The organism is Frigoribacterium salinisoli (assembly GCF_054781095.1).
The window spans coordinates 414,190-435,197 of the sequence record NZ_BAAGVB010000001.1; the positions used below are offsets into that span (position 1 = coordinate 414,190).

17 protein-coding genes and 1 tRNA gene are annotated in these 21,008 nt (G+C 66.5%); 10 read left to right on the forward strand and 8 right to left on the reverse strand.

Annotation, left to right across the window (positions count from 1 at the left end; all coding sequences use genetic code 11):
- Positions 1–48: 48 nt before the first annotated feature.
- Positions 49–873 carry an ABC transporter ATP-binding protein gene (locus ACYVHQ_RS02025; protein WP_460510455.1) on the reverse strand — a complete coding sequence of 275 codons (825 nt, stop codon included), beginning with the start codon at positions 871–873 and terminating at the stop codon, positions 49–51.
- A 199-nt stretch (positions 874–1,072) separates the two neighbouring features.
- Here ACYVHQ_RS02025 and ACYVHQ_RS02030 point away from each other — a divergent pair.
- A tRNA-Pro gene (locus ACYVHQ_RS02030) sits at positions 1,073–1,149 on the forward strand.
- A 105-nt stretch (positions 1,150–1,254) separates the two neighbouring features.
- A complete protein-coding gene (locus ACYVHQ_RS02035) occupies positions 1,255–1,683 on the forward strand; it encodes a very short patch repair endonuclease (protein WP_460510457.1) in 429 nt (142 codons plus the stop codon).
- Here ACYVHQ_RS02035 and ACYVHQ_RS02040 read toward each other — a convergent pair.
- Positions 1,673–2,851 carry a hypothetical protein gene (locus ACYVHQ_RS02040; protein WP_460510459.1) on the reverse strand — a complete coding sequence of 393 codons (1,179 nt, stop codon included), beginning with the start codon at positions 2,849–2,851 and terminating at the stop codon, positions 1,673–1,675. The genes ACYVHQ_RS02035 and ACYVHQ_RS02040 overlap by 11 nt on opposite strands.
- Positions 2,852–3,001: 150 nt before the next feature.
- Here ACYVHQ_RS02040 and ACYVHQ_RS02045 point away from each other — a divergent pair, with 150 nt between their 5' ends.
- The 6 genes from ACYVHQ_RS02045 (at position 3,002) to ACYVHQ_RS02070 (ending at position 8,456) form a co-directional block, all read left to right on the forward strand.
- Positions 3,002–4,162 carry a DNA cytosine methyltransferase gene (locus ACYVHQ_RS02045; RefSeq protein ID WP_460510460.1) on the forward strand — a complete coding sequence of 387 codons (1,161 nt, stop codon included), beginning with the start codon at positions 3,002–3,004 and terminating at the stop codon, positions 4,160–4,162.
- A gap of 51 nt (positions 4,163–4,213) precedes the next feature.
- Positions 4,214–5,218: an HNH endonuclease gene (locus ACYVHQ_RS02050; protein WP_460510462.1), complete on the forward strand. Its 1,005-nt coding sequence runs from the start codon at positions 4,214–4,216 to the stop codon at positions 5,216–5,218.
- 140 nt (positions 5,219–5,358) lie between these two features.
- Positions 5,359–6,285, forward strand: a complete 927-nt coding sequence (locus ACYVHQ_RS02055) for an SIR2 family protein (protein ID WP_460510464.1) — start codon at positions 5,359–5,361, stop codon at positions 6,283–6,285.
- 460 nt (positions 6,286–6,745) lie between these two features.
- Positions 6,746–7,666, forward strand: coding sequence for an ATP-binding protein (locus tag ACYVHQ_RS02060; RefSeq protein WP_460510466.1), 921 nt, complete (start codon positions 6,746–6,748; stop codon positions 7,664–7,666).
- A 203-nt stretch (positions 7,667–7,869) separates the two neighbouring features.
- On the forward strand, positions 7,870–8,253 hold the full coding sequence (locus tag ACYVHQ_RS02065; RefSeq protein ID WP_460511215.1) for an ATP-binding protein: 384 nt from the start codon (positions 7,870–7,872) through the stop codon (positions 8,251–8,253).
- The gene (locus ACYVHQ_RS02070; protein WP_460510468.1) at positions 8,250–8,456 is read left to right on the forward strand and encodes a hypothetical protein; all 207 of its coding nucleotides are present in this window, start codon (positions 8,250–8,252) and stop codon (positions 8,454–8,456) included. The genes ACYVHQ_RS02065 and ACYVHQ_RS02070 overlap by 4 nt, the downstream gene beginning before the upstream one ends.
- 160 nt (positions 8,457–8,616) lie before the next feature.
- On the opposite strand, the gene ACYVHQ_RS02075 is transcribed toward ACYVHQ_RS02070, so the two are convergent.
- From ACYVHQ_RS02075 to ACYVHQ_RS02095, 5 genes are all read right to left on the reverse strand, one after another.
- Positions 8,617–9,750 (reverse strand): Wadjet anti-phage system protein JetD domain-containing protein, encoded by a 1,134-nt coding sequence (locus tag ACYVHQ_RS02075; RefSeq protein ID WP_460510470.1) that lies wholly within the window; start codon positions 9,748–9,750, stop codon positions 8,617–8,619.
- On the reverse strand, positions 9,747–13,109 hold the full coding sequence (locus ACYVHQ_RS02080; RefSeq protein WP_460510472.1) for an ATP-binding protein: 3,363 nt from the start codon (positions 13,107–13,109) through the stop codon (positions 9,747–9,749). The genes ACYVHQ_RS02075 and ACYVHQ_RS02080 overlap by 4 nt, the downstream gene beginning before the upstream one ends.
- Positions 13,106–13,762, reverse strand: a complete 657-nt coding sequence (locus ACYVHQ_RS02085; protein WP_460510473.1) for a DUF4194 domain-containing protein — start codon at positions 13,760–13,762, stop codon at positions 13,106–13,108. The genes ACYVHQ_RS02080 and ACYVHQ_RS02085 overlap by 4 nt, the downstream gene beginning before the upstream one ends.
- Positions 13,759–15,210, reverse strand: coding sequence for a DUF3375 domain-containing protein (locus tag ACYVHQ_RS02090; protein ID WP_460510474.1), 1,452 nt, complete (start codon positions 15,208–15,210; stop codon positions 13,759–13,761). The genes ACYVHQ_RS02085 and ACYVHQ_RS02090 overlap by 4 nt, the downstream gene beginning before the upstream one ends.
- 376 nt (positions 15,211–15,586) lie before the next feature.
- A complete protein-coding gene (locus tag ACYVHQ_RS02095; RefSeq protein WP_460510475.1) occupies positions 15,587–16,222 on the reverse strand; it encodes a hypothetical protein in 636 nt (211 codons plus the stop codon).
- Between the two features lie 263 nt (positions 16,223–16,485).
- Here ACYVHQ_RS02095 and ACYVHQ_RS02100 point away from each other — a divergent pair, with 263 nt between their 5' ends.
- On the forward strand, positions 16,486–19,884 hold the full coding sequence (locus ACYVHQ_RS02100) for a TM0106 family RecB-like putative nuclease (protein WP_460511216.1): 3,399 nt from the start codon (positions 16,486–16,488) through the stop codon (positions 19,882–19,884).
- 38 nt (positions 19,885–19,922) lie between these two features.
- Here ACYVHQ_RS02100 and ACYVHQ_RS02105 read toward each other — a convergent pair whose 3' ends face one another.
- A complete protein-coding gene (locus ACYVHQ_RS02105) occupies positions 19,923–20,168 on the reverse strand; it encodes a hypothetical protein (protein WP_460510476.1) in 246 nt (81 codons plus the stop codon).
- Between the two features lie 116 nt (positions 20,169–20,284).
- Here ACYVHQ_RS02105 and ACYVHQ_RS02110 point away from each other — a divergent pair, with 116 nt between their 5' ends.
- Positions 20,285–20,719 carry a (deoxy)nucleoside triphosphate pyrophosphohydrolase gene (locus ACYVHQ_RS02110; protein WP_460510477.1) on the forward strand — a complete coding sequence of 145 codons (435 nt, stop codon included), beginning with the start codon at positions 20,285–20,287 and terminating at the stop codon, positions 20,717–20,719.
- Positions 20,720–21,008: the final 289 nt, after the last annotated feature.

Genomic DNA, 21,008 nt, shown 5'->3' on the forward strand with positions numbered 1-21,008 from the left:
TCTCCTGGTGTGGGTGGTGGTGGGTCGGGTGCGGTGCTGGGACGGGTGTCAGTGCGTGGGGGAGGCGCGGCGGGCGTGACGTTCCACGCCGAGGCCGGCCAGCAGCTCCTGCCGCAGGACGGCGAGCTCGGGGGCGTCGCGATCCCGGGGGCGGGCGCCGGGGACGCGGGCGATGCGGTCGACGCTCGTCGCGCCTCCTGCGCCCTCGGTGAGGTCGGCGTGCGCGAGGTCGGCGAGGAGCACGACGCGGTCGGCGAGGTAGAGGGCCTCGTCGACGTCGTGCGTGACGAGGACGACCGTGGTCGGCACGGCGGCGTGGACGTCGAGCAGGAGGTCCTGCATGCGCAGCCGGGTGAGCGCGTCGAGGGCGCCGAACGGCTCGTCGAGGAGCAGCACCCGCGGCTCACGGGCGAGGGCCCGGGCCAGGCTCGCGCGCTGGGCCATGCCGCCCGAGACGTCGCGGGGGCGGCGGTCGGCGGCTGCCGTGAGTCCGACGAGCTCGAGCAGCTCGTCGACGCGACGGGCTCCCTCGGCCTTGTCGGTGCCCTTCGGCAGCCCGAGCGCGACGTTGCCGCGAAGGGTGCGCCAGGGCAGGAGGCGCGGCTCCTGGAACGCGACGGCGCACCGCTGGTCCGCGTGCACGGCCCGGCTGCCCGCGATCTCGACGGCGCCCGCGTCGGGGGAGTCGAGGCCGGCCACCTGGCGCAGCAGCGTCGACTTGCCGCAGCCCGAGGGGCCGAGGACGGCCACGATCTCGCCCGGCTCGATCGCCAGGTCGACGCCGCGGAGCACGTCGCGGCCGAAGCTCCGGCCGACACCGCTGAGCGTGACGGGCAGGGCGCGGGCTGCGGCGGGAGCGGTCGTCGTGGACATGACCCGACGGTAGGGCGACGTGGGGTCGGGCCGCGCGGAGAGCGTCACGGGGCGCAACAGTCGGCGGTCCGCCGGGTCACGGCCTGCGTGCGACGGGACGTCGACCGCGTGGTCAACAGGAGGCCCGGGGTCCGCTATGCTGGTCGAGTTGCTTCGGTCGGAGCAACGACCAAGGAGACGCTCTTCGGAACGACTTCTTCGGGCTGTGGCGCAGCTTGGTAGCGCACTTGACTGGGGGTCAAGGGGTCGCAGGTTCAAATCCTGTCAGCCCGACCAAAAGCCCTGGTGAGAGGCAACTTTCATCAGGGCTTGGTCGTTTCTGGATGTGCTCACTGGCTCCGACGGGGTGAACCATTCACGACGAGTCCGTAACCTCAAAGCATGTACACGCCGTGGGCTTCCAGTGCTGCCGCTCGGAAGACTGTGCAGGGCAACCGAAGCCGGGACACGCAGGCGGAGCTGGCGGTCCGCCGCCTGGTGCATGCCACGGGACTGCGATACCGGGTCAACGCGCGACCGGAGCGCGACCTGCCCAGGACGGCAGATCTGTTGTTCACTCGCGCCCGCGTCGCGGTGCTCATCGACGGCTGCTACTGGCACGGCTGTCCCGAGCACTTCAAGATGCCGTCGACGAACCGCGACTACTGGGAGGGCAAGATAGGTCGGAACCGGCTCCGCGACATCGAGACCACCGCGTTGCTTGAGGGGCGCGGCTGGAGGGTTCTTCGGTTCTGGGAACACGAAGCCGCCACCTCTATCGCCGCGTGCATCGTGGATGTCGTGCGCGATCGACGAAAGGTCACTCGTTGAGGGCGGACAGGCTCTCCGCCCAGTCGTCGGTGATCGTCTGGATCGGCGCGAGTCTGTCGGGAAAATCCTTGTGCCGCGGCATGCGTGAGGTGAGCCCGTAACGGAACTCCCACCGTCCGGTCGGCGAGAAGAGGCACGCGGCGACGACGTCGAACCCGTCGACGGGGTAGAAGCGCGACGCGGGATCGCCTTTTGAGGCGCGGGTCTTCTGCACCTCGACCTTGAAGTTCCCGGCGGCGGAGGTCTTGGGGCTCGCGTTCTTGCACTCGACCCTCATCAGCCTTCCGCCCGCGAGGATCACGTCGAAGTCGTGCATCGCGTCCACGTCGAGCCGCTCGACCGCGGAGATGTCGGGCGATGTCTCGAGCAGGTGCTCCAGATGGTACTCGGCGACCCCGCCGCGTACGGCGACCGAGAGTCGGTTGCGGCCGCCGATGATGTCGAGGATCTGCTCGCTGGTGAGTGCGAACTGCTCCTCCAGCACGTGTCGGCGCGGAAGCTTGTCGACCGCTGTCTTGTCTGCGAGCGCGACGGCGGCCGAGTATCGCAGCGGCGGGTCCAGACATAGAGAGGTCGCTCGTCGTTCAAGACGTGCGTAGTCGATGAGGCGGTCGGGAGTGAACGCGACGAACGTCTCCAGGCTGGTGGGGGAGCGGGGCTCGGAGCGCTTTGTTCCTGGCCGGTTGATCTTCTCCCAGACGTGCCAACCGGATGCTTTGGCCTGCGTGATCTCGGCAGCCTTGGTGTAGAAGGAGATGCCCATGGGCAGCGGGTCCCAGAGGTTCGCGTCCAGGCCGAGAATGACGCCGTCGGCGAGATCGACGCCGAGGATCATCGTCACGTCCACGGCGGCGACATCCCGTCCGACCGGGTGCTCCCTCTTCCAGGACTCCTCCGCGCCGTATCGGAGCTGGCCGCGGACCTCGTCGTCCGGCCTGCCTTTGGTCTCCACCTTTTTGACTCGGAACGGGTACACGAGCATCCCGATCCGCTCGTCGGAGTCCAGCTGCACGCCGAGATAGACCGGCGCGCGGTGCGGGTCGCTCGCGTACAGCACTCGGCCGCCGGATGCACGGACGGCGTCGAGGAGGAACGCGTGCAAGTCGCTGCGCCCCTGGACGCGGTAGACCTCGCCGAAGGCTCGCCCGGCGAGCGGCTCTTCCTCCACAGGACCCCTTCCGGCTCGGGTTGTCCACCGACGTCCTTGGTCACGTTGGGCATGTCGGTGGCCGTCGGCAGACTCGTCTCGACGATACTGGTCAGACACGCACTGCCCGCAGAGGCGGGCCGTGCGTGCACGTATAGAAAGAGGTGGCCGATGGGCGAACAGCTCCCAGTGGTGAGCCTGTTCTCCGGAGCAGGAGGACTCGACCTCGCCGTCGAACGTGCCGACGCCGAACCCCTCGATGCCTGCGACCTCGGCAGCGGCCTCCTTCGTGTGTCGGTCGCGACGGACTACAACGAGCCCGCGTTGCAGACGTTGAAGGCGAACTTCGACGGCGCCGCGACCCTCACTGGCGACATCCGACAGGTCTCCACCGAGCAGATCCTCGCCACCGCAGGGCTACATGCCAAGGAGCCCGTGCTGGTCGTCGGCGGCCCGCCGTGCACCCCGTTCAGCAAATCCGGGTTCTGGCTGGAGCAGAAGCGCGAGAGCCGCGACCCCAACGCCTCCCTGTTGGACGAGTACGTCCGCGTCGTCCGCGAGTCACGCCCCGAGGCGTTCATCCTGGAGAACGTGCAGGGCCTTACCTACAAGACCCACAAAGCCCAGTTCGAGCGGCTCCTCAAGGGACTCGGCGAACTCGGCTACAACCCTCAGTGGAAGGTGCTGCTCGCTGCGGACTACGGTGTCCCGCAGCTGCGCCGTCGCGTGTTCGTCGTCGGGCGGCGCGACGGGGGGAAGTTCGAGTTCCCCGAGCCCACCCACTCCGGATGGAGCGAGCACACCCGCACCGTCGACGCCAGCAAGATCCCTCACGTCACCGCCTCCCAGGCCTTTGAGGGACTGCCCAGACTGGTCCGCGCAGCCGAGGACGAGATCGTCGATGGCAACTACGGGCAGCTTGCCGCGGAGATCCCGCCCGGCCAGAACTACCTCTGGCACACCGATCGCTACGGCGGACGCAACCACTTCGAATGGCGCAGCCGCTACTGGACCTTCCTGCTCCGCCTCGAGCCCAACCGGCCCTCCACCACGCTCCAGGCGCAGCCCGGCCCATGGGTCGGACCATTCCACTGGGAGAACGTCCGCACCGCCTCCGGCGAAGAACGAGCACGACGCCTCCGCGTCAACGAGATGCTTCGACTCATGTCCTTCCCCGACGATTTCAAGATCGAAGGCACCCGCGCAGACGTGCAACGTCAGCTCGGCAATGCTGTCCCGCTGGAACTTGGCAAGGCTGTGGTCCGAGCGTTGATGGACCAGTTGGGGTACCTCGGCCGAGAGCTGGCCCTAAATCGGGTCGCAGTGGGCTGAGAATGGGCAGGAAGCAGTGGGCGGCGCTTCCTTACCGCGGTCAAGGGCGCGATGCCGTCGCGTAATGATCTGGTCGACCGGCTCGCCGTCCTTGCAAGTCCGGCCCTGCGGCTCCAGGAAGATGCAAACGGGTGGCCCTCTCTTGCCGAGGTCCTATCCGAGCGCAGGATCTTGCCGGTTTCTCTTTTCGTTGGTCCGATCGGGTTATCACACCGGGGGAGAGATGACCTTGAGCGCCGCTTCCAGAACCCGGCCGGTGGTGTTCCGCTCGTTGGGCAGCCGGGGCGTGTTTCCCTGCTCCTGGGAGTATGGGAAGACGACCGGTTTGTCCGCATGGGCAACCCTGTACTTGCTCTCGCAGATGCGGAGAGGCGAGCCGATCGCGCGACTCGATGGTCGGTGTTCGTTTCTCTAGATACTCTAGTTGAGGCCGAGGAAGCCGGATGGTCGACGCAGATCAGTGGCTCCGGAGAGCGAATCACTTGTTTCCGGCCTGAACTCACTGCGCTCGCGGTCGAGGCGTACGCCTCCGGGATAGACCTAGATGATTACGTAGTTCAGAAATCAATTCGGGCGACGGGCTACTTTGAAGCTGACGACCCGGATGCCGACACGCCAGGTGGGCGGCGCCGGCTGCGTCGTGCCGTCTCCGTCCTGGTCAGGGATACAAGGTTCCGAGGCCAGATTCTCGACGCATATGGAAGACGCTGCGCCATGTGTGATCTCGGTCTCTCGCTCGTCCAAGGAGCGCACATCTATCCCGCATCTGCCCCAGGCTCGGATGACAGCCTGGTCAACGGCATCGCGCTGTGCGCGAACCATCATCTCTCCTTCGACCGGCATCAAATAGCGGTGCTTCCTGGCAGTCTTGAGCTTGTCTTCCATCCAGACGTCCTCAGCCAGGCTGGCGACGATCTTGCTGTGCGACGATTTATCGAGCAGACGCATCAGGTCTTGAACCAGCCGAGCAGAGCTGGGGCACCGAGCGACGCTATGCTCGACCGGCGATACCAGTACTTCTCGGATAAGTATGGATGGCTCAACGAACTGTTGTAAGTGTGGCAGCAGGAGTATGGAGTTGGAGGACGACGGCGGCAGTAGCCTGCGAGGGTCGCGCGAGTCGCAACGATGCACAGAGCACAGAGCACAGAGCACAGAGCACGGTGCCGTGGCTTTCAACTATGCCAGGACATAATGTGCTCCGTTTCGTTGGCGGACTGAGTGAGAAGCTCGCTTCGCGTTCCCGTCACGTCTGTATCTTCATCGGGGCGGGAGCATTGCGAGCTGGTGGTCTCCCAGACGTCGCCGGCCTCGCTGAATGCGTCAGGAACACCCTCACGGGAGACCAGAAGTCGGCCTTCGAACGGCTTTCCAGGACACGCAACCTGGAACAGGTGCTAAGTCGTGTCCGGCGTATCGCAGCGCTTCTTGAAGAAACAGACGATCGTGTCGACGGTTTATCCGCTGAGAGTGCAAAAGACCTAGATCTGGCAATTTGCCGCCTCATCATCGAGCAACTCGACGTCTCAAATGCTAATCTTGATCCTGCACTACGGCTCGCTAATTGGGTGGCTAGAGCTGGATACTATCAAGCTCTCCAAATCTTCACGGTCAATTACGATCATCTTGTTGGGACTGGTCTTGAATCCTTGAGCGTTGGGTATTTCGATGGGTTTGTCGGCACGCTTCGGGCGCGATTCCGGAGCGATCTCGTGGAGCCATCGGTTGCCGCCGGCAAAGACCTGCTTCCCTCAGAGGTTGTCCGTCTATGGAAACTGCACGGTTCGGTCCACTGGACTTGGGGCACCGCCGAACAACGCGAGGTTGTCCGCCTGGGTTCGGCGACGCCGGAAGGGCTCCCGGCAGCTATTTACCCCTCTGACACAAAGTACGACGAGTCTCGGCGAGTTCCCTTCGTCGTGCTTCAAGATCGACTGACGCACGCGCTTCATCACCCGGAGAGTCTCGTCCTGATTACGGGGTATGCCTTTGGAGGCCAGCATCTGAATGAGGTTCTCTTCGAGTCCGCGAGACGGCGCCCGCGCTCCGAGTTCATCGCGTTCTGCTTTGACTCGATCCCCGAGGCGCTCGCTGAGGTTGCACTCACGGTCCCGAACTTTTAGGTTCTGTCACCAACGGAAGCGATCCTGGGAGGTTTGCGGTACGACTGGGATGAGCCTCAAGATGCCCCCGACGATGTCTGGGCTGATGGACCCTTCCATCTTGGAGATTTTGCTCAACTGAGTCGCTTCCTCGCGAGGAGCTTGCCCCCGCACGGGGAACTCGAAGCACGGCTTAGCGAGTTGCTTACCACTACCGCGAGATTCAATGCCTGAGCGCCAACCAACCTGCATCGGCCGAGTCCGTCACATTCTCGGGGCGCAGGTTACAGTCGCACTTGACCCGGACCTGGCAGAAGTGGCCCCGATCTACCGCGGCCAGCTCCAACGGATCGGGCAGATTGGGTCCCTTGTCAGATTTCCTCAGGGCCTAGTCGATCTCATAGTCCAAGTAAGCCTCCTTGGGATCGCTGAGCTGAGCGGCGCTTCCCGTCCAACTGTGACAAATTAAAATGGGCGATCGATGGCTTCAGGTGGAACTGCTCGGGGAAGTGAACAGGGCTACTGGCGAAATCTAGCGAGGTGTCGGGAGCTATCCGGGTCTCGACGACCCGTCCATTTCGCAACCCCTGACGATCTCCGCGCGCTCTTTCCCTCGCAGACAGAGGCTTCAGTCGGAGTTGGAAGACTCGCTGCGGCTGACGAAATCCCGGTCTGCTTGGACGCTAGCCGATTCGTTACTCGTCATGTCGCAGTGGTGGGATCGACCGGTTCCGGCAAGACGAGCTGCGTTGCGTCGCTGCTCCAGAGCTTCGCTCGCAGTGGGTGGGATGCCGCAAACATCGTGGTCATCGATCCTCACGGTGAGTACGCCGATGCGCTGGGAGACGAAGCGTCGGTGCGGTCAGTCCTAGCAGATGGGGACCGGGGCACTCGAGTCCCGTATTGGGCCTTGCCCGCGAGTGACATCCTGGCTGCCTTCGCAGGCTCCCAGGGGGGCATGACCCCCCAGAATCGATTTGCTGAGCTGGTCACCAAGACGCGACACGAGTTCTCAGACGCCGCCAAATGGCTCCGTATCGACGACGCCGCTGTCACCGAAGACACGCCCGTAGCGTTCGACCTACGGGCGGTTCGGTATCAGCTCGATGCCGAGGAGAACGAGACCCTTCGGGTCCAGAAGGACCCGAGCATCGCTGCCGTCGAGTCCGAAGGTGACGCAAGTCAACTCGAGCCCCGAAGATGCGAACCCTACGGAGCCGGCGCCATAGCTCCCTTTAAGGGCCCCTATCACGGCATGCATGGAGCCCTCCCCGAACTTCTTCGACTTGGTCTTCTTGACCCCCGCCCCGCGTTCCTGCAACAACCAGCCGGAGATCAAAAAGGTGATGATCCACTCGTCGACGAGGTCGCAAACTGGCTTTGCCGCGAAATGCCAGTTTGAATCCTGGACTTCAGCGGTGTCCCCGAGACAGCTAGCGAGATGGCTATCGGAGTGATCCTGACGCTCATCTTCGAGGCCGCGATACGGACTCCCAGCGGCGGAGAAGGCATCGGGAGGACTCGAGCTGTCTTCATCGTCCTGGAGGAGGCGCACAGGTATCTAGGCGACGGAGCGATTGCGATGGCCCGGGGGCAGCGAATTGGATCGCTCGGGAAGGCCGCAAGTACGGCGTTGGCCTGATGCTAGTCACGCAACGACCTTCCGAGCTTCCGGAAACGGCGCTTGCGCAGTCGGGCACATTGATCGCGTTGCGACTGAGCAACTCGGCTGGCCAAGCAAAGATCCGTGCTGCTCTTCCCGACAGCGTCTCCGGCCTCGCCGCGGTGCTGCCCTCGTTACGAACAGGCGAGGCCCTGATCTCGGGAGAGGCTGTTTCGCTCCCGGTGAGGACTCTAGTCGACGCCCCGAAACCATTCCCCAACGCGCATGACCCGTCTCTGCTGTCCTGGCGGTCGCAAAGCACCGTTCCCAACGTCGCCGCCGCGATGGAGTCATGGCGTGGCACCTATAACACGGAGGAATCATGATCGAATGGCAACCAGTCGCGGGGTCCTCACGCAAGGTCGCGGAGGCGTTCGTGGCAGAGCTTGAAACCATCCTTGTCCGGTTCCCTAACGGCAAGGAATGGGCGTACTCGGCTTGTAGCCAATACGTTTGGGAGCAGTTCACGGCACCGGTACAGTTTCGCGGCCAGTACATCGCGGAGGTGTTGAACGCCAAGCCACATTGACCGTGGGCAGGCTGACTCGATCAGTCCGGCGGTACAGATGCAGTCAGCGATTGAGGTGCGACCAAAGTGGCGCTTTGCACCACAGCGCGCAACTCGGGCGAACGTGATCGCAGTACTTCAGGTCAGGCGAGCCATGATCCCAACTTCTGGCACCCGTGTGTCAGTCGATGCCCAATTGCGCAAGCGCGTACTGCCACGGGATGCGCTCCTGCTCCAGTCGCACATTGCCCTCGGCGCCCAGCAGCCGCAGCGTCGATTCCTCGTCGGCGGTGAGGAGGGGGAGCGACGCGATACTTGGTTCGGGTTCCAGGACCCAGAGGTCGCGGTGTGCGAGCAGGGTTTCGGTGTCCATGAGTGCGGCTGTCGCTTGGACGCCGTGCGAGCGCAACCGGTGGAGGATCGCGAAGCCGTGGGAGTCTAGGTCGCCCCAGTAGGTGACTTTCTGCGCCCACGGTAGCCGGGCGATGAGATCGACGCGGTAGCCGCCGCCATTGAGGACGATAGTCCCGGGTAGGGGAGGCATTGCCAGCACGGACTCCAGATTCTCGAAGACGAAGACGCGTTCGGGACGTAGTGAGAGTGTTGCGAGGTGGTCGATCGGAGCGGAGATGTCTGTCAGACCGCCGGGGGCTATGCGTCCGTCGAGCGCGCGCATGCGCACGAGCGGAGATTGCTCGCGTAGGCCGAGTCCGGGGGTCGATAACATCAGCCGGTGTAGCGCTTCGACGAGTCCACGTCGGGCCTCAATCCACTTCGTGTCCACGCCGCGGATTGGCAGTTCTCGGGCCGTGCGTCCGGATGTAGGGTTCTCGCTGAGCCAGCGCAGCACTCCGTGGAGCCGCTCGACGTCGTCCGGGGAGAGGGCCGCGATGGTGCGCGCGTGATAGCGGAGCGTGGTTGCGACGCTGTCGTCCGTGCCGATGAGGGCACGTAGTTCTGACAGTCGGGTGCTCAGTGAGGTCCACGCGCGTGCTTCGGTGGCGCCGGCGACGGTGGCGATGTTGCCGGGCCCGAGTACGACTGCACGTTCCGGGAGCTCTTGCGATCCGATGCGAGGCCAGTCGCGGGCGGTCCACGAGAGCTCGATCGGCATCGTCGAGGAGGCATGTCGCCATGAGTCCACCCACCTGCGTGCGGCTTCGAGATCCGCGAGCGCTGCGCGCTCGGTGGGCGGATGAAGCGGCATATCGATCACGACGGACTCGTCACCAGAGGCAGCCCAGGTGCGGCTTGTGCGCCCTATGAGGCGCCGGGCACGTTCACGAAATTGATCCACGGTCACGGGCGTGGTCACTCTGCGGCCCTGGCGGGATTTGCGGGAACCATGACAGGATCGTGCGCGGACGCTGTGTCGAAGACGACGTTGGCGATCCGCGACGCGTTGCGAGCGGGGTTGGATACCGAGGTGATGGCGCCGACGTACGGTTCGAGGGTCTGCAGTAGCTTCTGAGGTGTGGCGAGGACCATATGGAACCCGAACGCGTCGAAGACATCCATCGTGCTGCGCGTGTATGCGCTGTCGGCGTTGGAGAACGCCTCATCGAGGACGACGGTGCCGAAACGTGGAACTTCGTCTTCCTCTTCTGTGAGCTGGTAGCGCAGAGCCGCGGCGAGGCAGAACACGACAAGTTTCTGGCGTTGCCCGCCGGACAGGCCCTCTGAGGAGTCATAGACGCGGGCGACACGTCCCGTCACAGATTTCTCCCGTGCGAGGAAGGTGACGTGCAGTCGAGTGTCGAGAACTCGGGTCTTCCAGTCTTGGTCGACGCGGTCTCTCGATCCGAGCCGGCTGATCACGCGTTGGAGCACGCCGAAGCGTTCCTCGGCTGCGGTGAGTGATTCGTCAGACCAGTTCCCTTCGACGATGCGGCGCAGATCGGCGAGGAACTGCTCGACCTCTCCTGTCCGGGCGGTCTTCACCTCAATCTCCAGGAATAGGTCGTCTCCCTCGAACGGGGATCGTCCGAGGGAGGCGTTCACCGGCAGGGTTCGCTCTCGCACGAGTGCGGGAGCGTCGCGTAGGTCGCCCAAGAGGTGAGCGATGAGGTCGCGGGATCGCTCGCGCAGAAGAGTGAGGAACTCGCCCTCCTTCTGGGGGAGCCCGCGCGCCACGATACCCTCGAGCAGGTCGCGGTAGCCGTAACGGTCGCCGATCTCAATGGTGAGGTCTGCGGATGCCGCGGGCCATGCTGCCGCGAATGCTGCGGCGCCGCCGGCGAACGTTTCGGCAGCACTTTGCACGCGCTTGCCTGCTGCGTCCTTCTCCCGCGAGAGCGTGGCTTGCACTTTGCGTGCGACTGCGTCGACGGTTTCCAGGGACAGTGAGCGCCGCTCTGCACGAAATCTGGTTTCTAATTCCGTGCGGAACTCGGACACGATCGGTTCGCCCGGTGTCGATTCCAGTTCCTCGATCCGCTGCTCGACCGTCTGAACCCTGCTTGCGGCGACTGCGTTCGTGCCGCGTGCTGTCCCACGCTCGTCGTCGGTGTCTGTCATGCGATTCGTTGCGAGTTCGAGCGCTGCCTGTGCGTCGCGGAGTGTATGGGATGCAGCAGTCAGCGTTGCGAGTTCCGCTCGTCGGGCGTCGACGGCGGCCTGCGCAGATGCAGTGTCGATGCGATCCCACGTGAACTCGGCGACGCGGCTGAACACGCTGCGCCGTTCGGCAGCCGCCGTACGTTCTGCCTCGGCAGTCTCAACCGCCTTTTTTGCGGCGGCGAGCGTAGCCTCTTGAATACCCAGTCGATCGAGGAGTGCCTCCGTCCTGTCGTGGACGTCGCCACCAAGCATCCACCGTGTTGCGTCGCCGACTTCGGAGCGGTCGTCTTTCTCATACCGCCGTGACGAGCGCTTCACCAGACCAGTGATCGTGACACCGCGATCGATGCGGTCGAGCTCGTCGGGGTCATCGACGCACGTGTAGTCGTAGTCGGCTGTCAGTCGCGTGCGCAGGAATGAAGTGAAGACGCCGTCCGCGACGGCGACTCGGTGAACGAGGGACCGCGCGTCGCGCGGTCGGCGAGCGGCCTCGGTGACGGGTGGGACGGCCTCGATCACGAGCCGTACACCGAGATGTCGGCCGTTGGCTGCGCCGCGAACGGTGGCCAGATGCTCGTCGCGCACGAGAAGCGTTGTAGCCAAGGGAGCGAGCACCCGTTCAATCGCCCCACGCCAGGCCGCGTGCGCGGGAACGACTGAGAGCAGCTCCGCTGCAAACGGTATCGCGGCCTCGGGGACGTGGAGTCTCTGGGCGAGGAACGCTCGGGCCGCGAGCAAGCGGGGAGGAAGGTTCGTGCGGCTGATGCGAACCGTGGTGATCAGCCTATGGGTCTCTTCGTGAGCTTTCCGGGCTTCGCTGCGGGCGTCGTAGAGCGCGTGCGGTACTGCAGTGATACCGCGTGTGGCCTCCGCCATCGCGGTCGCAAGGAGTTCGGTGAACTCTGCGGGCCCCACGGGCATGGGCGCGCCAAGTCGCTCCAATTCAACAGCAATTCGTGCGCGTTCGTGAGCGACGCCACGTTCTTCCGCCTCCGCCGTCGCGATCTGCGCGCCCAGCAGCTCGACGCGAGCACCGCCCTCGTTGCGTACGCGCGCTCGTGCGCTCTCAAGCGCCGACATAGCGAGCTGATGCTCGCGCTCCGCGTCACGCAGCCGTGCGTCGGCGCGCGCAAGCTCCGCGCGGACCGGGGCAAGCTCCGCACGGGCGATCTGCAGTGTGAGCATGGCCGTATAGGCGTCCACGGCGTCGTGGAGTCCAGCTGCGGCGGTCTCCTGGGCGCTCGCCGCGTCGAATGCCGTGATCGCGGTATTTACCCGGCGAAGCGCATCGGCTTGGCGCCGCAGGTCCACAACGTGTGCGTGTGCGCGATCGAGTTCGGTGAACTGCTCGACGGCGTTCTCGGCCCGCGCGAACGTGCCGGGATGGTCCAACATGAATCCTCGGAAGAGCGCATCCAATGTCCCGAGGTTCTTCGCGGACTGTGTCTTGTGCAGGAGTTGGAGCGTTGTGTCTCCGCGGAATCCGAACAGGCGCACGACGCGCTCGTGGAATCTGCCGTGCTTGCCGCCGGTGGTGATGAGGGCGTCGGGCAGCGCCGCCGTCATTTTCCTGGCATCGATCCCACTCTCGACATGGGGTTTCAGCGTCATCAGCTCGAACTCGCCCTGCACGACCAAGCGCGCGTCTTTGAGCGAGGCAGCGTCGGTTCGTGTGCCAGGCGCGTGGAAGACACGTGCGAGTGACAGTGGACTATCGATGAGGTTTTCGTAGCGCAGCAGGACGCCGCTCCACGTCGCCTTGCCCCGGAGGAAGCTGGTCACGGCGCGGTCTGCGTTCGTGTCTGCTTCCTTGCTCCATGCCCCGCGCACATAGGACATGAGCGTGCGGTCGCCCTGGCGGGCTGTGCCCTCCTGGGCTGCGGCGTTGAGGCGTAGCCACCGATCGGGTGTGAGGACGGCGGCGATCGCATCGAGGAGCGACGATTTCCCAGAGCCTGACGCCCCCGTGAACAGGTGTCCCTTTCGCGCAATCTCGACCGTTGCGTGACCCGCGAACGTCCCCCAGTTGACGAGTTCGATGCGCGTCAGCCGCCACTGCCCAGGGTGATCGGGATTCTCGATGACACCCTCGTCGCGTACGTTCAGCATCGTCATTCGTCATCCTTCTCGAAGGGCTCGTCTTCGAGACGGGCGGGTCCTGCGCCATCGCGTGCGATGCGTTCGTACTCGGCCGTGATCGCGCGCACCTGGTCGGCGTCGACGATTAGACGCAGCACGGGGGAGATCTCGGCCCTGTCATCGCCTGCCGAGTGAAGGACGCGCAGCTTGTTGTGCATTTTGTGCCACGACGAGTTCAGACGCGCGGCGAAGTCCTTCTCATCGCGGTCGGGGGTGCGGTATGCCGTGAGCTGCTCGAAGACCTCGGCCTGTCCCACGATCACGCGTCCTCGCCCTTCTTCGCTCAGCAGCGTCTGACGCAACACGAGCAGCATGGCGGTGTCGAGGAAAGTCAGGCTCTCCGAGCGCACGGCGTTCGGCGCTTGGTCAGACGGCGCATTGCGTACGAACGCGAACTCGTTCGCGGTGTCCACTACGAGGTCGAGGAAGAGATCCGCGAGCCGCTCGCGGATGGCGGATTCGTCGCTGAGGAGCACTGCCCACAGTTGCGGCTCACGTGCTCCCGAAAGGTACGGTCCGCGCACAAGCCTCAGCAGCACGCGGCGGGTGCGATCGGGGAGCGTGCCCATGTCTCCTGGCCAGAGCTTCTCGCCGTTTTCCTCGACGCCAGCAGTTTCTATATCGGTCATGAGACCACCCCCGTGAAACGGTGCGTGGGGATCACGGCGGTGCGTGAAACGCCGCTGGTGCTCGTCCATTCGAGCACCTCGGGCTCGTCGTCTACCCTCCCGTGGGCGGCAGCCAGCGTGAGCAGCCCGACGACGCTGGCGACCCCCTGCGTGGCCGGATGCGCTGCAAGCACATCCGCCACCGTGCAGGTGGTGAACTGGGTGAGGACATCGTTGACATTGCGTGTGAGCTCGTCGAAGTCGATCTCGGTCTCGCGCGCCAACGCGCGCAGCTCTTCCAGGTCAGCCACCTCAACCTCGATCGGCATGACTTCCTCGGTCGCGTCAAGCTCCGCAGGGTCGTGGAGGTCGAGCGTTCCGAGCGTCGCGAGCGCAACGGAGGATAGGTCCAGCGACAGCCCGATCGGATGCCATGGTCGTATGTGAGCTGCGGCCTGCACGCCCGCATGCTGGGCATCGCGCAGCAGTGAGCGCATGACGCGGTCGCGTTGGTAGGCCTGAGACTGCACATAACGGCGCAGGGCCCGGGCGAACACCGTGATCACATCGTGGATCTCTGCGCTACGGGCCTTCAGCGTCGTCAGGAAAGACCGCAGTAGCCGACGCTCGGCTGGAATGAGTTCGCGGATGAAATTGCGGTCAAGCACACGGCGGATGTCTGCCTCGAACGCCGCGCCGAGCGCTGGGTCGAGTACGAGCTGCGAGAACGCGGAGAAGCTACGCCCAGCCTCGGACTCGGAGATGTGGTCGACACCGCGAAACACTTCATCGACGACGGTTGCCTGCGACGCATCCGATTCGACGATTTTCTGACGCAACGATGCGTTGAGCGCTTCGAAGTCGGCGCGAACCCTCGCGAAGTCATCCGGAACGTCAGCAGCCTGTGCGAGCAGATCACGCACACGCTCTATTGCTCGACTGTCGTCGAGGGCTGCTTCGTCGCCGGAGCGAAGTGCGCGGATGCGTCGCTCTATGCTCTCAATCTCCTCATCGAGCAAGGCGATGCGTGTCGCTGCATCGGGGTCGGTGTCGATTGCAAGTTGACGGACCTGCACAGCAAGGCTCGCAAGCCGCGATTCCGTCGCACTCGAACGCGGCGCAGCCCGTCCCTCGACAAAGCGGATCGCGACGATTGCGTCGGGGGAGAGTTCAAGAGTTTCGCCACGTGACTCGGCAGAAGCCCGTCGTGTGAGGAATCCGGCTGCGCGCCACTGAGCGCAGTAGCCCTTTGCACTGAGCGGAAGCCGCAATCCGTGGGCGCGCAGACGCTCAACGTCTGCGTCTAGCCGCTCGTACAGCTCCTCCGCGTCGACGCGTCGTTCATCGCCGCCGAGGTGATGCCCGAGCAAGCCAATGATGACCGGCGCCGAGTCGGCGTCCAGCAGCCGCCATGCTGCGTCGCTCTCCTTGAGCTGCGCAAGACGCAGGGTTTGGGCAACGGCGGGCATGTGTCCATTGTGGATCACAGCGCCGACATCGTAAATGAGTGCAGACGGACTGGCTCTCTTCGGAGGTTTGGGCAAGAGCGTGCCCAGGGTGTCTATCCGGCCAGAGGAGCTTGCCAGAAGGCGGCCAGCCACGGGACGCGTCGAGAACACTCCAAGCCGGCAACCGGCTTACCCGGGCTGACAGGCGTCTCACGGCGACTAAACCTGGGTGACCTGTGAGGCCAGAGGAACTGGACCAATCAGGTGACCAATTGCCTGCAACTTGTGCAAAGTGTGACGCGTGGGGCGCACTTCTGAAACGGAAATTCCCGGTCAAGTGGGCTATGAGTCCTGCTCCTTCCACCGGGGGGTCAAGGGGTCGCCGGTTCAAATCCTGTCAGCCCGACCAGAACTTTTGATGCTCCGGGGGATGAGCAGCCGTGCAACCGGCGCTGGCCGTAGTACCGGGGGTGGACGCGTACTCGCTGATACCCCGACGCGACTCTCGCGCGTCTCGCCGTCGTCCCCGTTCGTGGAGCCGAGAGCGCTGCTGACGGCACGCAGCGCACGGGCACCCTTGCAGTTCGTGCGGCCCGCTGAGGACGTGTGCCCGAGGAAGATGCTCGTACGAGAGGTACTCGTTGAACTCGAACCGGGGGAACGTGTTCCGGAACCCCTCGTCGTCGTAGGCGGCGACGCCCAGGAGGTCGCGGGCGACCAGCGCGGGGTGCGCGGCGAGCCCGTACTCCGTCCCGCGTAGGTCCAGGCGGTCGTCCTTGAGGACGACGGGGGACCAGTACGCGAGAGCGTAGTGCGCGACGTCTGCGTGCTCGACGTCGAGGGCGCGAGCGATGGCGTCGCCGTACTGCCCGAGATCGTGCCCCCTCCAGTCGGCCACGGCATCGAGAGAGACGAGCCGTAGATCACGATCGGTCCCCAGTGCCCAGAGAGAGTGACGGACCCCCTCCAAGCGTTCTTCGCGGACGGTCGGGGCGAGGAGGAAGTGCAGGCCGTACCCAGCTTCGATGATCATGACCCGAAGGCAAGCAGGCGGGGCAGCCGCGTAGGAGCGCACGTGTGGGTGGTCGGGGAGGGTCGTCCCCTCACGGATCCTGGGGAGGACGGCACGCTCGTGCGGTACCCGTGCCACGCCGTCTCACAGCGTGGCCGTCGTCGCCCCAGAATGTCCCCGGCTCTGGCTAGCCTGACCCCGAGACCGCACCCACCGGGCCCCGCGAGGAGAACAGCATCTACATCGACCCCGACACCGGCACCGTCGTCACGAGCCCCTCCGACCTGACAACGTGGGCGGCCTGCGAGTGGGCGTTCCTGCGGCGCCTCGACGCGAAGCTGGGGCGCACCGATCCCATCGCCGAGGTCGCCGATGCGATGCTCGACCGCACGGCTCGGCTCGGCGATGACCACGAGGTGCGGTTCCTCGAGCAACTGCGTGCGACGCACGATGTCGTCGAGTTTGAACGGCCCGACCGCGCTGGCTACCCGGCCGCCGCTGCCGCCGCCGAGCAGGCCATGCACGACGGCGCCGACGTGCTCTACCAGGCCACGTTCTTCGACGGCACCTTCATCGGGTTCAGCGACTTCCTCCTCCGGACTCCCGACGGCGCCTACGAGGTCTACGACACCAAGCTCGCCCGGCACGCCAAGATCCCCGCCCTGCTGCAGCTCGCCGCCTACGCCGAGCAGATCGAGGCCCTCGGCATCTCCGTCGGACGGCAGGTGCACCTCGTCCTCGGCGACGGCAGCACCTCCACCCACGCGCTCGACGACATCGCCCCCGTGTACCGCGCACAGCGGGCCCGCCTGCGCAGGGTGCTCGACGAGCGACTGGCCGCACCCGAGGCCCTGCCGTGGGGGGCCTCCGGCGTCACTGCCTGCGGGCGCTGCTCGCAGTGCTCCGCCCAGGTCGAGGCGCACCGCGACCTCGTGCTCGTCGCGGGCGTCAGCCTCGGGCAGCGGACCGCCCTCCACGCCGCGGGCATCCACAGCATCGACGACCTCGCCACCAGCAGCGGCAGCGTGCCGGGCGTCAGCGGGGCGGCCCTCACCCGCCTCCGGTCCCAGGCCGAGCTGCAAGTCGCCAGCGAGGGTGGCGTGCCGCAGGTGCGGCTCGTCGACCCGGGTGCCCTCGCCGCGATCCCGGCGCCCGACCCCGGCGACATCTTCTTCGACTTCGAGGGCGACCCCCTGTACAGCGAGTCCGGGCACGAGATCTGGGGCCTCGACTACCTCTTCGGCCTCGTCGACGACCAGGCCCGCTTCAGCGCGTTCTGGGCGCACGACCTGCGCGAGGAGCGACAGGCGTTGATCGACTTCCTCGCCTTCGTCCGCGAACGTCGCACTGCCCATCCCGGCCTGCACATCTACCACTACGCCGCCTACGAGCGCACCCACCTGCTCTCGCTCGCCGCCCGTCACGGCGTCGGCGAGGAGGAGGTCGACGACCTCTTGCGCGACGGCGTGCTCGTCGACCTCTACCCCATCGTGCGGAAAGCCCTGCTCGTCGGGTCGCGCAGCTACTCCATCAAGAAGCTCGAGCCGCTGTACATGGGCGACGACTACCGCGACGGGGGAGGAGTGGTCAACGCCGCCGACAGCATCACCGCCTACGTCGAGGCCATCACCGCCCTGCGCGCCGGTGACCCCGCCGGCCAGGACCGCCTCGACCAGGTCGCCGACTACAACGAGTACGACTGCCGCTCCACGCTGCGGCTCCGCGACTGGCTGCTCGGCTTCGTGCCCGAGGGCGAGACGAGCGACGAGGCACTGCCCCTCGTCGAGGACGAACGCGTCCGCGCCGAGCCCGACCCCGTCTACCTCGAGCTGCAGGCCCTGCTCGCCGACGTCGTCCCGCTCGATCGCACCCCCGACGAGACGGCCCTCGCCCTCGCCGCAGCCGCCATCGACTACCACCGCCGCGAGGCGAAGACCTTCTGGCAGGAGCACTTCGACCGCCTCCGCGCCCCGCTCGACGAGTGGGCCGACACCCGTGACGTCTTCGTCGTCGAGCGTGCCGAGGTCGTCCGCGACTGGGACAAGCTGCCGCGCGCCCGGACGCTCTCCCGCGACCTGCGCCTCAGCGGCACGCTCGCCCCCGGCAGCAAGCTGGGATCCGGGAAGAAGCCCAGCGCAGGAGGCGCGCCCCACCTCGTCTACGACGCCCCGCTCCCCGAGTCGGTCGCCGCCCCCGGCCCAGGCCTCCGCGGTGCCACGGCCCGCGCGACCGTGCTCGACGTCGACGCGGAGCACGACCGCGTCGTCGTGCTCGTCAAGGAGTCCCTCCCGAGCGGCGCCGAGCCGCACCACCAGTACCCGCTCGCGCTTACTCCTGCCGCTCCACCGCGCGCAGCGCCGCAGCCGGCAGCCATCTCGGAGTGGGGACGCAGCGTGCTCGACGCCCTGCCGGAGCCGCTGGCGGACCCGGCCCTCGACCTCCTGCGCCGGGTGCCGCCGCGCGGGGGAGTCGTGCCCGTCGCGGGCGACGACACCGTCGACGCGGTCCTGGCGACGCTCCTCGGGCTCGACCGGTCGTACCTCGCGATCCAGGGTCCGCCCGGGACCGGCAAGACCTATGTGGGGTCGACGGTCGTGGCGCGCCTCGTCACCGAGCACGGCTGGCGGGTCGGCGTGGTCGGGCAGTCGCACGCGGTGGCGGAGAACTTCCTCGACGCCGTCGTCGGCAAGGGCGTCGACCCGGCGCGCGTGGCCAAGGTGCCGCAGAAGGGGACCGACCCCGAGGCGCTCGAGGCCGCGGCCTGGACGCCCATGAAGGACAACGCGGCGCTGGCGGCGTTCCTCACCGGTCCGGGCGAGACCGGGGGCGTGGTCGGCGGCACCGCCTGGACCTTCGCCAACGCCGACACGATCGCCCGCCGCTCGCTCGACCTGCTCGTCGTCGACGAGGCGGGGCAGTTCTCGCTCGCGCCCACGATCGCGTCGGCGGTGTCGGCACAGCGCCTGCTGCTGCTCGGCGACCCGCAGCAGCTGCCGCAGGTGAGCCAGGGGTCGCACCCCGAGCCGGTCGACACCTCGGCGCTCGGCTGGCTCGCCGACGGGCGGGACGTACTGCCGGCCGAGCTCGGGTACTTCCTCGCGCGCACCCGGCGCATGCACCCGGCGCTGACGGCGCCCGTCTCGCGGCTGTCCTACGCCGGGCAGCTGACGTCGAGCGCTGCCGAGCGGTGCCTCGCCGGCCTCGCGCCGGGGCTGCACGTCGAGCCCGTCGTGCACGCCGGCAACACCACGGCGTCGCCCGAAGAAGCGGCACGGGTGGTCGAGCTGGCGCGGGGCGTCGTCGGTCGCGAGTGGACCGACGAGCAGGGGACGCGCCTCCTGACGGACGAGGACGTCATCGTCGTCGCGCCCTACAACGCGCAGGGGGCGCTGATCCGCGAGGCGCTCGACGGGGCCGGGCTGCGGGGGACCACCGTGGGCACGGTGGACCTGTTCCAGGGGCGGGAGGCGGTCGTCGCGATCGTGTCGCTCGCGGCGTCGTCGGCGGCGGACATCCCGCGCGGGCTCGACTTCTTGCTCATGCCGAACCGGCTCAACGTCGCCCTCTCGCGCGCGAAGTGGGCGGCGTACCTCGTGCACTCGCCCGCGCTGACCTCGGCGATGCCGACGAGCATCGGCGGGCTGGGGCTGCTGTCGCGGTTCATCGAGCTCGTGGAGGGGTGAGGGCGGGCTGTGCCGCGGTCAGTCATGTGGGTGGCGCCCTAGGAGGACCTGATCCCTGGAAAGGCGTTCAAGAGAATCTGCACTAGCTCTTGAGCTTCTTCTTCACCCACCTGAATCGACTGGCTTGACTTGGGTTTCGAAGCCCGGTCCTGGGAGCCGAAGGTCGAAAGGTGCAGGAAACGCTTGCCGTCCGAGTCGAGAACGATTTGGTGGAAACACGTCACCTCGCTCGGGTGGGCTTGGATCTCCTGAGCTCCGGGCTCGAAGCTGGTTATGCGGGCCATGTGGTGACGCTATTACAAGTGCTGCTGCGTCTCGAGCAGGTCACACCTGTCGCGCCAAGTTTTCACGTGATCGGAGATCCCGAGCCCCTAGATATGAGCACGGCTACCCTGACCTCGTGCCCGACCCCACCGACCCCACCGACCACTCCGCCGCGCCACCCCTCCGCGTGGTCGCCGCGGTCGTCGTCGACCACGGCCTCGTGCTCGCCTGCCGCCGCGCGCCCGGCAAGGCGTCGGCGGGCCTGTGGGAGTTCCCGGGCGGCAAGGTCGAGCCGGGCGAGACGGCGCAGGAGGCGCTGGTCCGGGAGATCGCGGAAGAGCTGTCCGTCGACATCGTGGTCGGCGACGAGCTGACCACCGACGCGACGCGCGTGGGGGAGCGGGTCATCGAGCTCGCCTGCTTCCGCGCGACGCTCGACGGGCCCCGGCCGACGCGGAGCACCGACCACGACCAGATGGAGTGGGTCGAACCCGCCCGCCTGGCCGAGCTCGACTGGGCGCTGCCCGACCTGCCGGCGGTGCGACTGCTCTCCCGCGCGCGGCCCGCCTGACGCGGGTGCGACCCGCGTGACACGGCCGAAGGGACACGGCACGCCCGGGCCCGGCCGCGTCACGTCCCTCTCCACGCGCAACGCCCGCCTGGACCACCGCCGCACGCCCCGACACGGTGCCGACCGGGCCCGCCGCAGCGGCCGCCTCAGCACGACACCTGCCACCGAGACCCCCGCCGCCAGGTAACGACTACGTAAAGTTCTGCCCCGTCCGCGGGCCCGTTCCACCCCCGCGCGATCCCCTTATCGCTGCCGATCGGGCGTGCACACCGTGCACGGGAGCGGCGGG